Origin of the sequence: Micromonospora sp. D75 (genome assembly GCF_018070405.1) — a bacterium.
GTDB classification, from domain to species: Bacteria; Actinomycetota; Actinomycetes; order Mycobacteriales; family Micromonosporaceae; genus Micromonospora; species Micromonospora chalcea.
This window is the reverse complement of the sequence record NZ_JAGPXV010000157.1, coordinates 1-10,201: the sequence shown is the minus strand read 5'-3', so window position 1 is coordinate 10,201 and position 10,201 is coordinate 1. Positions and strand designations below refer to the sequence as shown.

General features: G+C 72.3%; 13 protein-coding genes. 4 read left to right on the top strand and 9 right to left on the bottom strand.

Annotation, left to right across the window (positions count from 1 at the left end; translation table 11 throughout):
- From KBX39_RS12375 to KBX39_RS12365, 3 genes are all read right to left on the bottom strand, one after another.
- The coding region (locus tag KBX39_RS12375) for a pyridoxal-phosphate dependent enzyme (RefSeq protein WP_369010111.1) at nt 1–276 on the bottom strand (276 nt) is incomplete at its 3' end.
- Between the two features lie 10 nt (nt 277–286).
- Nucleotides 287–1,129: an SDR family oxidoreductase gene (locus KBX39_RS12370; protein WP_166455688.1), complete on the bottom strand. Its 843-nt coding sequence runs from the start codon at nt 1,127–1,129 to the stop codon at nt 287–289.
- 42 nt (nt 1,130–1,171) lie between these two features.
- Entirely contained in the window at nt 1,172–1,630 is a 459-nt protein-coding gene (locus KBX39_RS12365) for an Lrp/AsnC family transcriptional regulator (RefSeq protein WP_018787850.1), read from the bottom strand.
- A 267-nt stretch (nt 1,631–1,897) separates the two neighbouring features.
- On the opposite strand from KBX39_RS12365, the gene KBX39_RS12360 reads away from it, so the two are divergent.
- Nucleotides 1,898–2,164, top strand: coding sequence for a BldC family transcriptional regulator (locus tag KBX39_RS12360; protein ID WP_013473529.1), 267 nt, complete (start codon nt 1,898–1,900; stop codon nt 2,162–2,164).
- Between the two features lie 57 nt (nt 2,165–2,221).
- Here the strand turns inward: KBX39_RS12360 and KBX39_RS12355 are convergent, their stop codons facing one another.
- Nucleotides 2,222–2,866 carry a UbiX family flavin prenyltransferase gene (locus KBX39_RS12355; protein ID WP_043327384.1) on the bottom strand — a complete coding sequence of 215 codons (645 nt, stop codon included), beginning with the start codon at nt 2,864–2,866 and terminating at the stop codon, nt 2,222–2,224.
- Between the two features lie 145 nt (nt 2,867–3,011).
- On the opposite strand from KBX39_RS12355, the gene KBX39_RS12350 reads away from it, so the two are divergent.
- The gene (locus KBX39_RS12350; protein WP_210870549.1) at nt 3,012–3,977 is read left to right on the top strand and encodes a terpene synthase; all 966 of its coding nucleotides are present in this window, start codon (nt 3,012–3,014) and stop codon (nt 3,975–3,977) included.
- A gap of 19 nt (nt 3,978–3,996) precedes the next feature.
- Here the strand turns inward: KBX39_RS12350 and mqnP are convergent, their stop codons facing one another.
- From mqnP to KBX39_RS12335, 3 genes are all read right to left on the bottom strand, one after another.
- On the bottom strand, nt 3,997–4,902 hold the full coding sequence (gene mqnP / locus KBX39_RS12345; protein ID WP_043327388.1) for a menaquinone biosynthesis prenyltransferase MqnP: 906 nt from the start codon (nt 4,900–4,902) through the stop codon (nt 3,997–3,999).
- On the bottom strand, nt 4,902–6,362 hold the full coding sequence (locus KBX39_RS12340) for a menaquinone biosynthesis decarboxylase (protein ID WP_043327390.1): 1,461 nt from the start codon (nt 6,360–6,362) through the stop codon (nt 4,902–4,904). Before KBX39_RS12340 ends, mqnP begins: the two co-directional genes overlap by 1 nt.
- Before the next feature lie 93 nt (nt 6,363–6,455).
- Nucleotides 6,456–7,010: a carboxymuconolactone decarboxylase family protein gene (locus tag KBX39_RS12335; RefSeq protein ID WP_210870546.1), complete on the bottom strand. Its 555-nt coding sequence runs from the start codon at nt 7,008–7,010 to the stop codon at nt 6,456–6,458.
- Nucleotides 7,011–7,073: 63 nt separating this feature from the next.
- On the opposite strand from KBX39_RS12335, the gene KBX39_RS12330 reads away from it, so the two are divergent.
- Nucleotides 7,074–7,544, top strand: a complete 471-nt coding sequence (locus KBX39_RS12330; protein WP_043327395.1) for a MarR family winged helix-turn-helix transcriptional regulator — start codon at nt 7,074–7,076, stop codon at nt 7,542–7,544.
- 44 nt (nt 7,545–7,588) lie between these two features.
- The gene (locus tag KBX39_RS12325) at nt 7,589–7,813 is read left to right on the top strand and encodes a hypothetical protein (protein WP_210870543.1); all 225 of its coding nucleotides are present in this window, start codon (nt 7,589–7,591) and stop codon (nt 7,811–7,813) included.
- On the opposite strand, the gene ccsB is transcribed toward KBX39_RS12325, so the two are convergent.
- On the bottom strand, nt 7,782–8,747 hold the full coding sequence (gene ccsB, locus KBX39_RS12320) for a c-type cytochrome biogenesis protein CcsB (RefSeq protein WP_064448403.1): 966 nt from the start codon (nt 8,745–8,747) through the stop codon (nt 7,782–7,784). The two genes, KBX39_RS12325 and ccsB, sit on opposite strands and share 32 nt — an antisense overlap.
- Nucleotides 8,747–10,201: cytochrome c biogenesis protein ResB (locus KBX39_RS12315; RefSeq protein ID WP_210870541.1), on the bottom strand; the 1,455-nt coding region annotated here is incomplete at its 5' end. The genes ccsB and KBX39_RS12315, both read right to left, overlap by 1 nt.

The window sequence follows — 10,201 nt, the reverse complement described above, 5'->3', positions numbered from 1 at the left end:
CGTCGAGCCGGACGACGCCTCGACGATCGTGGTGTCCGGGCCGATCCAGCCGTTGCAGAGCCCGTAGAGGAACAGCGAGCGGGCGAGCCGGTGCTTGAGCGAGCCGGTGGGGTGCACCGACTCGTCCTTGAGGTAGAGGTCGATCCCCCACTCGCGGGGCAGCGGGAACGGCAGCAGGTGGGTGTCGGCGGAGCGGTTGGCGTCCGCCTCGACAGCGGCGATCGCCTCGGTCACCCAGCGCCGGCTGGCCTCGTCGCACCGGTCGAGATGAGTCACGTCGGCAACGTTACAAGCGAGGTGGGCTCGGGTTTTCCCGGACCCGGCGGGCCTGCCGCCGTTGACCGGCCCGGCCGGTGGCCCGGATCACCGGCGTGAGCGCCAGGGCGAGCCGGGGGAAGGCGTCCAGGAGCCGTACCTGGGCGCCGCGCCAGCGCGGCAGGCTGACCACCGGCCGGGGCCGCCGGGCCAGCCGGACGGCCCGCGCGGCCACCCGCTCCGGCGTCAGCAGCGAACCGGTGAAGGATGCCAGCGCGCCCGGGTCGTCCAGCTTGTCGTGCAGCATCGGCGTCCAGATCCCGTCCGGGCACAGGCACGACACGTGTACGCCCCGGACGCCGGCCATCCGCAGGTCGCTCAACGTGCCGAGGCTGAACGCGAGCAGGGCGTGCTTGCTGGCCGCGTACACCGTCTCGCCGGGCGCGGCGATCAGCCCGGCCAGCGAGACGACGTTCAGTACGTGGCCGCGGCCCTGCTCGCGCATCACCGCGACGGCGGCGAGCGTGCCGTTCATCGCGCCGAGCGCGTTCACCTCGACCACCGCGCGCCGGGTCGGGGCGTCGTGCGCCCAGGAGGGCCCGGTGACCAGGATGCCCGCGTTGTTCACCCAGAGCCCGAGGCCGCCGGGTGCGGCCGCCGCCTCGGCGGCCACGTCCGCGCAGGCGGATTCGTCGCGTACGTCGAGCGGGCGCGACCAGCCACCCAGCGGCGCGGCGGCGGTCGCCACGGCATCGGCGTCGACGTCGGTGAGCAGCACGTTCCAGCCGTCGGCGTGCAGCGCGACGGCGATGGCCCGGCCCAGCCCGCCGGCCGCACCGGTGACCACTGCGGCGCCGCGTCCCGAGATCGTCATCGGCGCACGGTAACCGCAATCCCCGCGCCGGGGCCAGAGTGATCAGGCGGTGGGCGGTTCCAGCGGCTGCGGGCGGTTCTCCCACTTGGTCGACAGGGCGATGCTGGTACGGGTGGATGCCACGCCGGCCGTCCGGTTCAGCCGGACGATCAGCTGCTCCAGCTCGGCGATCGTGCCGACCCGCGCCTTGAGCAGGAAGGACTCGACGCCGGCCATGAAGTAGCAGGACTCGATCTCGGGGATGCGCCGGAACGACTCCAGCACGTCGTCGGTGTCCGCGTCGGAGTCCTCGATGATGCCGATGAGCGCGGTGACGCCGAGCCCGATCGACTCCGGCTCGACCTCGGCCCGGTACGCCCGGATCACGCCGCTGGACTCCAGCTTGCCGACCCGCTCGTGCACGGCCGGGGCGGAGAGGCCGACCTGACGGGCCAGCTCGGCGTACGACAGACGGGCGTTGCCTCGCAACAGCTCCACAAGGCTCAGGTCGATCGTGTCCACGGAGAGTGACCCTATCTCGATCGGGGCCCGGCACTGCGGCCACCGGGCGACGATGAGGTCGGGCCGCGCCTATCACAAACGTGCGCTCACGGGGGTTCTCCGCCGGTACCATTTCCTAACTTCCCAGTGTGTGCGTTTTTCGCGTTTGGCGGACACGTCCGGTAGCCGGTGCTGTAATTGCCATACGTCCCTCATGACGGCTCTGGGCTCGCACCGGCCGGGGGCAGTGTGTTCAGCCGGGGGCTTCGTCGACGCGAGGAGGGGGCTGTGGACACTGGAGATCGCCTGCTGACACCGGGTGAGGTCGCTGCGCTGTTTCGGGTTGACCCGAAAACCGTGACCAGATGGGCAGCGGCCGGCCGGATCGGCAGTATCCGGACTCCAGGAGGGCACCGCCGGTTTCGGGAATCCGAGGTGCGGGCCCTGCTCGAGGGGGAGGGCATGCTGGACGAGGCGGAGGACATGGGCAAGGCCCGCAACATGGGCCCGACCGCTTCCACCGGCCCCGGCCCGGCGAACGCCGGCATGTACTGAACGTGCGGGGCGCGGTCCGATCGAGGCCGCGCCCCGCTCGTCGTACGCCGGGTCCGGTCAGGCCGGGCCGGGCTCCCGGCGACCGGAGGCCAGCTCACCGGCCCACCGGCGGAACAGCGTGTGCGGGACGCCCAGCGCGTCCAGCACCTTGCCAGCCACGAAGTCCACGAGCTGCCCGGCGGAGGCCGCCGCCCCGGCGCCGTAGAAGCCCGGGCTGGCCGGCAGCACCACGGCTCCGGCGTCGTGCAGCGCGATGAGGTGCTCCAGGTGGCTGCGGGTCACCGGGGTCTCCCGGGGCACCACCACTACCGGGCGGCGCTCCTTGAGGTTCACCTCGGCGGCACGCTGGAGCAGATCCTTGGAGAGCCCGATGGCGATGCCGGCGCACGCGGCGGTGCTGGCCGGCACCACCGCCATCCCGCGTACCCGATAGGAGCCGCTGCTCGGGCCGGCGGCCAGGTCACCGGCGGGCCAGTGCCGGATGTCCGCGCCGGTGAGGTCGCGGTCGAGCCAGGCGGCCAGGTCCTCGGCCCAGTGCCCGTCCCGGAAGGGCCGGCCGGTCTCGTCCAGCACCGTCAGCCGGGCCGCCCGGGACACGATCAGGTCCACCGCCTGGCCCGCGTCGAGCAGCGCCCGGACGACCGCCGCCGCGTACGGCGTGCCCGAGGCGCCGGAGACACCCACCACCCATGGTTCGCGCATGCCCTCAAGCGTGCCTGGTCGCCGCGGGCGGCGGACCACGACCCCCGTTCGGGCGGCCCGCCCGGGATGTCCAGAGGGTTCACGGGAGTTCCCTCGGCGTGAAATTCTTCGATCGGCAAATCCACTTCCGTGGGAAGGGCCGGTGATGACTGCGGCGGTGCTGCGGGCGCTGCGCTCCGACTGCCCCATCACGCCCCGCCTCTCCCCGTACGCGGACGACGTGCAGGGCTGGCTGGTGGAACTGGTCGACCGGCTCGGCCTGCCGCCCGACCCGGCCACCCGGCGGCGGCTGGCGCGGGCCGGGTTCGCCCGGTACGCCGGGCGCCTCTACCCGGACGCCACCGAGGCGGACCTGCGGGTGCTGACCGCGCTGTTCACCTGGTTCTTCCTGGTCGACGACGCCTGCGACGGGCGGGACGGGCTGACGCCGGGGCAGATCCGCGCGTTGCGCGACGGCGCGCTCGCGTTGCTGCGCGAAGGTCCGCGAGCCCGCCATCCGGGCTTCTCCGGCCCGCTGCGCCGCCTGTTGGTGCAGGCGTGGCGGGAGCCCCGCCGCCGGATGCCGGCCCGCTGGCGGCTACGTTTCGCCGACGCGGTCGCCGACCACCTCGACGGCGTCCACCGGGAGGCCACCGCCACCGGGTCGGGCCGTCCGCCGGGCGTCGCCGAGTACGTGCGGCTGCGCCGGGCCACCTCGGCGGCGTACGTGTCGTACCCGCTCATCGAGTTCGCGTCCGGACGCCCGCTGCCCGACGCGGTCTACCATCACCCGGCGCTGCGGCGGCTCGCGGACCTCGCGAACGACCTGCTGTCCTGGTTCAACGACATCGCCTCGCTGGAGCGCGACCACGCCACCGGCGGCGGGCACAACCTGGTGCTGGCGGTGGCCGCCGAGCGGGGCGTGCCGCTGCCGGCGGCGGTCGACCTGGTGGCCGGGCACTGGCGGGCCGAGATGGACCGGTTCGCGGCGCTCCGCGCGGCGGCGCCGTCGTTCGGCCCGACGCTCGACGACGCCGTCGCCGTCCACCTCGACGGCCTGGCCGCCGCCGTGCGCGGCACCGTGGACTGGACGCTGGAGAGCGCCCGCTATCCGGTCACCCCGGCGTCCTGACCGCGTTCCGACGTTGCCGTTACGGCCGCAGGCCGAGCCGGATCACCAGGTCGAGCAGCGCGAGGACGAACAGCGCGATGCCGACGAAGCCGTTCGCGGTGAAGAACGCCCGGTTGACCTTGCTCAGGTCGGTCGGGCTGACCACCAGGTGCTGGTACGCGAAGGCGGCAGCGGTCAGCGCCAGCCCGATCCACCACAGCCAGCCGAAGCCGACCCACGCGCCGAACCAGATGAACAGCGCGAACGTCACCACGTGCGCGACGGTGGAGGCGTGCAGCGCGAAGCGCCGGCCGTACCGGGCGGGGACGCTGTGCACGCCGATCTCCCGGTCGATCTCCGAGTCCTGGCAGGCGTAGATCAGGTCGAAGCCGCCGATCCAGAGGCCGACCGCCGCGCCGAGCAGCCAGGCCGGGCCGGAGCCGTCGAGCGTGCCGGTGACCGCCAGCCAGGCGCCGACCGGGCCGACCGCCTGCGCCACCGCGAGGATGGCGTGCGGCCAGTTGGTGAACCGCTTGCCGTACGGGTAGACGATCAGCGGCACCACGGCCAGCGGCGCGAGCACCAGGCAGAGCGGGTTGAGCAGGGCGGCGGCGGCCAGGAACACCACGAGCGCGACGGCCGCGCCGGTCCAGGCCGTCCGCACGCTCACCGCGCCGGTGACCAGTTCCCGGTTCGCCGTACGCGGGTTCCGCGCGTCGATCCGCCGGTCGAGGATGCGGTTCGCGGCCATGGCGAACGTCCGCGCGCCGACCATCGCCACGGTGATCAGCAGCAGGTCGCCCCAGCGCACCCGGCCGCCGTTGAGCTGCATGGCGGTCAGCGCCGACAGGTACGCGAACGGCAGCGCGAAGACCGAGTGCTCGATGGCGACGAGCTTGAGGAAGGACGCGACCCGGCCGGGCCGTTCCTGTACCGCCGCCGTCATCAGATCCCGTATTCCTTCCAGCGCTTGTCCACCAGTGAGACCACCTCGGGCGACATCCGCATCTCCTCCGGCCAGCCCCGGGTGTAGCCCTCCTCGGGCAGCTTGCGGGTCGCGTCGATGCCCGCCTTGCCGCCCCAGAACTGCTGGTACGAGGCGTGGTCGAGGTGGTCCACCGGGCCCTCGGTGAGCAGCAGGTCACGGGCGTAGTCGACGTTGCCGAAGGCGCGGAACGCGACCTCGTTGTAGTCGTGGACGTCGCAGTCCTCGTCCACGATCACGATCAGCTTGGTCAGCGACATCATGTGCGCGCCCCAGATCGCGTTCATCACCTTCTGCGCGTGCTTCGGGTAGCGCTTGCGGATCGACACGATCGCGCAGTTGTGGAAGACACCGGCGGCGGGCAGGTCGTAGTCGACGATGTCCGGGATCAGGAAGCGCAGCAGCGGCGCGAAGATCCGCTCGGTGGCCTTGCCGAGACCGTGGTCCTCCTGCGGCGGCTGGGACGTGACGATCGAGTGGTAGACCGGGTCGCGCTGCATGGTCATGCACTCGATGTGCATCACCGGGAACGGCTCGACCGGCGTGTAGAAGCCGGTGTGGTCGCCGAACGGGCCCTCGGGCAGCCGCTCGCCCGGCTCGATGTAGCCCTCCAGCACGATCTGCGCGTGCGCCGGCACCTGGAGCGGGACGGTCAGGCAGTCGACCATCTCGACCCGCTCACCGGCGAGGAACCCGGCGAACAGGTACTCGTCGATGTCGGCGGGCAGCGGCGCGCTGGCCGAGTACGCCACCACCGGGTCCGCGCCGATGGCGATCGCCACCGGCAGCCGCTCGCCGAGGCGCTCGGCGACCGCGTGGTGCGCGGTGGAGTTCTTGTGGATCTGCCAGTGCATGCCGATCGTGTTGTGGCTGTGCTGCTGGAGCCGGTAGAGCCCGAGGTTGCGCTTGCCGGTCTCCGGATGCTTGGTGTGGGTCAGCCCGAAGTTGTGGAAGATCCCGCCGTCACCGGGCCACACCTGCAACCCGGGCAGCCGGTTCAGGTCGACGTCGTCGCCCCGGTAGACGACCTGCTGGCAGGGGGCGGTCTTGACCTTCTTCGGCGGCATCGACTTGAGCTGCATGACCTTGCCGAGGCCACCCATCATCCCGGAGAAGCCCTGCGGCAGCTCCGGCTTGAGCATGTCGCCGATCCGCGCGCCGATCTCGTCGAGGTCTTCCACCCCGAGCGCCATCGCCATCCGCTTCTCGGTGCCGAACAGATTGATCGCCACCGGCATCTCGCCCCGGGTGGGGCGCTCGAACAGCAGCGCCGGCCCGCCGGCCCGGACGGTGCGGGTGACGATCTCGCTGATCTCCAGCGTGGGGTCGACCGGCGCGCTCACCCGCCGCAGCTCGCCCGCGCGCTCCAGCGCCGCGAGGAAGTCCTTGAGATCGGTGTACGGGAAGCCACGAGCCGCCATGCCGCCATCCTCCCGCACGTTCCTGGGAGGTAAGGAAGGGCCCCCTGTTAACGCCTCCGGTAGAGGAGGGGCCCCTTCTTAACACCCCGCAGCTCAGGCCGCAGGCGTCCAGGCGTACGCGGCCAGCGGCGCGTCGAGCGGCGCGTCGGTGAGCCGGTTGGCGAACGTGGAGATGGTGTACGTGCCGACGCCGAGCACCACGTCCAGCGCGTGCCGGCGCTGCCACCCGGCGGCGAGCAGCGCGTCGAGGTCGGCGTCGGGGACCGCGCCCCGGTGGTCGAGGACGGCGACGGTGAACCGGCGCAGCGCCTCCAGCCGAGGGTCGGGCAGCGTCGCGCCGGTCCGCAGCGCCTCGATCAGCTCCGGCGCGGCGGCGTGCCGGACGAGCGTAGCGGTGTGCATGGCCACGCAGAGGTGGCAGCCGTTGCGGGTGGCGACGGTGAGCACGACCACCTCCCGGGCGACCGGGTCGAGGTCGGTCGCCTCGAACGCGGCGTTGGCGGCGAGGAAGCCCTTGAGCAGCTCGGGTGAGCCCGCCATCAGGCCGACGGCAGCGGGCAGGTGGCCCAGTGTGCGGCGTACCCCGGCCATGACCGGGCGGGCGGCGGCGGGTGCGGTGTCCGGCTCGTACGTGGTGAAGCGGGACATGACTGTGCCCCTCTCGTAAGATGGTCAACGTGGTTGACGAAATAGTAAACGTGGTTGTCGAACGTGGCAACGCCTGACCGCCCCGGCTTCGCGCTGCCGCTGCTCCTGCTCGCCGGCTTCCGTACGCTCGTCGACGACCTGCACGCCGAGCTGGCCCGCCAGGGGCACCCCGAGCTGCGCCCGGCCCACGGGTTCGTCCTCCAGGCCGTCGGCCCGGACGGCACCACCGCCTCCGACCTCGGCCAGCGTCTCGGCGTCTCCAAGCAGGCAGCGGGCAAGACGGTGGACCGGCTGGTCGCGCTCGGCTACCTGGAACGCGTGGACGACCCGACCGACGCCCGACGCAAGCTGGTCCGGACGACCGCGAAGGGCCGCGACGGGCTGCACCGCTCGGCGGCGGTCTTCGACGAGCTACGCGACCGCTGGGCGGCCACGCTCGGCGCGGACCGGGTCGCCGCCATCGAGGACGACCTGCGCCGGATGGTTCCCGCCGACGTGTTCCGCCTCGACGTCCCCGGCTGGTTCGGCGGATGAATTCGTCACTGACAGGATCGCCGACGGCGGTTCATCATCGGCGGATGGACGACACATACGTGGTGGGTGACCCGGACGGCCTCAGCCCACTCCAGGCAGAGATCCGCGACGCGGTGGCCCGCGAACTGCACGCCCAGTTCGCGCTCCGGGCCGACCGCCTCGAACTGGCCGACCTGCCGGAGGTGGCCTACCAGGTCACGCGCCGGGTGGACGAGGTGCTGAGCGCGCGCCCGGCCACTACACCCCGGCGTACGAGTGCAGACCGGTGAAGAAGAAGTTCACGCCGAACAGGTTCATCATCACGGTCAGGAAGCCCACGATGGAGATCCAGGTCGCCACGTTGCGCTTCACGCTCGGCGTGGCCCGGGCGTGCAGGTAGCCCGCGTACACCACCCAGGAGATGAACGCCCAGGTCTCCTTGGGGTCCCAGCCCCAGGCGCGGCCCCACGCCGCCTCGGCCCAGATCGCGCCCGCGATCACCGCGAACGTGAAGATCGGGAACGAGAAGGCGTGCAGCGTGAAGGTCAACCGCTCCAGCCCGGCCGCCGCCGGAAGGCGGCGGGCCAGGGTGTACGGGAAGCTGCGCCGCCCCTGCTCCCAGCCGGCCCGCATCAGGTACGCGGCAGCGGGCACCACGCCCAGCAGGAAGAGGCCCGAGGCAAAGATGATCGTCGAGACGTGGATGATGAACCACCACGACTGCAGTGCCGGCATCAGTGGCTCGATCGGCACGTAGAGCTTCAGCTCGGCGAACGCCAGCAGCAGCACCATCACCAGCGTCAGGAACAGCCCGAGCCGGCGCAGCCACGGCTGCTTCCAGAGCACCACGAGCCAGGCCGCCACACCGATCCAGGTGCCGGTCAGCACGAACTCGTACATGTTGCCCCAGGGCATCCGGTCGGCGGCGACGCCCCGCGTGATCACCGCGCCCAGGTGCACGGCGGCGGCGACCGCGGTGAGCCAGCCGGCGATCCGGCCGGCCAGCACGGCCCGGGCGGCGGAGTGGTCCGGCCGCGGCGGCGCGGCCGGCTCGTCGACGGTGCCGCCGGCGCCGCCGACGCCCGCGCCGACCAGTTCCCGCGCGGGCGCGGCCGCGGGGACCTTCCGCGCGTTGCCCAGCGCGAACTCCACGGCGTGGCTGATCATCGCGATCAGGTACACCAGGATCGCGTACGCGACCAGCTGGTCGGAGAGTGCGGACATCACTCGTCTCCTTCTCGCGCCCGCCGCGCGTCCGGCTCGTCGCCGCTCACCGCGGCGACGAGCTGCGCGAACTCGTCGGCGAACCCTGGGTGCTCGGTGCGCGGCAGCCCACCGGCCTCCACCAAACTACTACCGCCCGTCGGAGATCCACCCTCCGGGGGCGAAACCCGGAACCACACCCGTCGCCGCCGGGCGAACAGCGAGCCCATCAGGCCCAGCAGCAGCGTGCCGCTGGCCACCAGCAGCAGCGTCTGCCCGGGCGCGTGCCGGACCGCGAGCGTGATGTACGGCTTGGTGCCGACGAACTCCAGCGTGCTGCCGTCGTCGAGGGTCCACTTCTCCCCCGGCCGCAGCAGCTTGGTGCCGATCTCCTTGAGCTTGCCGTCGTCGATCTGCCGCCGGTCCAGCGCGTAGACCGAGCCGGGGATGCCGGCGTCCATCCCGAGGTTCCCCCGGTACGCGGTCAGGTTCACCATCGGGTTGCGCTCGGCCGGGTACTGCGACGCCACGTACGGCGCGCTCTCCGGCCCGGTGGGCAGGTAGAGCCCGTCGAAGGCGATCTGCTGGTCCGGGGCCCGCGCGCCGGTCTTCGGGTCGACGTTGGCGTCCGGGAAGATCGCCACGCCCTCCTCGGTCGCGTTGGAGTCGCCGGTACGCAGGAACGGCGCCTCGCTGGTCTGGCTGCGGCCGTACTTGTCGGTGTACTTCAGCAGCGGCGCGTAGCCGTTGCCGAGCAGGTAGACGTTCGCCGAGCCGAGCCGCAGCGGCGAGTTGACCGAGAAGCCGGCGGTCCGCGCCGTGCCGCCCGGCTCGTCCACGGTCACCGTGGCCCAGTAGCGGGACGCCAGCCCGGACGGCAGGTAGTCGGCCTCGAACTTCTCCAGCGTCAGGCAGAACGGCGGCAGGTCGGCGCTGTCCACGCGCGGGCCGAGCGACGCCTCGGCGTACTGCTGACGGGTGTTGCAGAAGGCGTTGTCCTCGCCCGCGACCAGGATGCGGTTGCCGTGCCATCCGTACCAGGAACCGAGCGCGACCCCGAGCAGGACGGCGACCAGCGATACGTGGAAGAGCAGGTTGCCGGTCTCCTTGAGGTAGCCCTTCTCGGCGGAGACCTCGTTGCCGCGCACGGTGACCCGCCACCGGCGGCCGCGCAGCACCGCCGCGATCGCCTCGGGATCGGCGGCGGCCGGGGCCTCCAGCACCGTGTGCTGGGGCAGCCGTTCGAGCCGCTTCGGCGCGGCCGGCGGCTTCATCCGCAGCGCGCGGACGTGGTCCCGGGCGCGGGGCAGGATGCAGCCGATCAGCGAGGTGAACAGCAGCAGGTAGATCGCGGAGAACCAGACCGAGCCGAAGACCTCGAACGCGCCGATCTGGTCCAGCCGGGGTGCGAGGTCGGGGTGGTCCACGAACCACTGGTTGACCCGTTCCGGGTTGACGCCGCGCTGCGGCAGCAC

Excerpts from the sequence above, each read along its gene's own strand:
- mqnP (WP_043327388.1), bottom strand. The coding sequence starts at position 4,902 with ATGACGGCGGCGGTACAGGAACGGCCCGGCCGGGTCGCGTCCTTCCTC.
- KBX39_RS12340 (WP_043327390.1), bottom strand. The coding sequence starts at position 6,362 with ATGGCGGCTCGTGGCTTCCCGTACACCGATCTCAAGGACTTCCTCGCG.
- KBX39_RS12350 (WP_210870549.1), top strand. The coding sequence starts at position 3,012 with ATGACTGCGGCGGTGCTGCGGGCGCTGCGCTCCGACTGCCCCATCACG.
- KBX39_RS12355 (WP_043327384.1), bottom strand. The coding sequence starts at position 2,866 with ATGCGCGAACCATGGGTGGTGGGTGTCTCCGGCGCCTCGGGCACGCCG.
- KBX39_RS12325 (WP_210870543.1), top strand. The coding sequence starts at position 7,589 with ATGGACGACACATACGTGGTGGGTGACCCGGACGGCCTCAGCCCACTC.
- KBX39_RS12370 (WP_166455688.1), bottom strand. The coding sequence starts at position 1,129 with ATGACGATCTCGGGACGCGGCGCCGCAGTGGTCACCGGTGCGGCCGGC.
- ccsB (WP_064448403.1), bottom strand. The coding sequence starts at position 8,747 with ATGTCCGCACTCTCCGACCAGCTGGTCGCGTACGCGATCCTGGTGTAC.
- KBX39_RS12335 (WP_210870546.1), bottom strand. The coding sequence starts at position 7,010 with ATGTCCCGCTTCACCACGTACGAGCCGGACACCGCACCCGCCGCCGCC.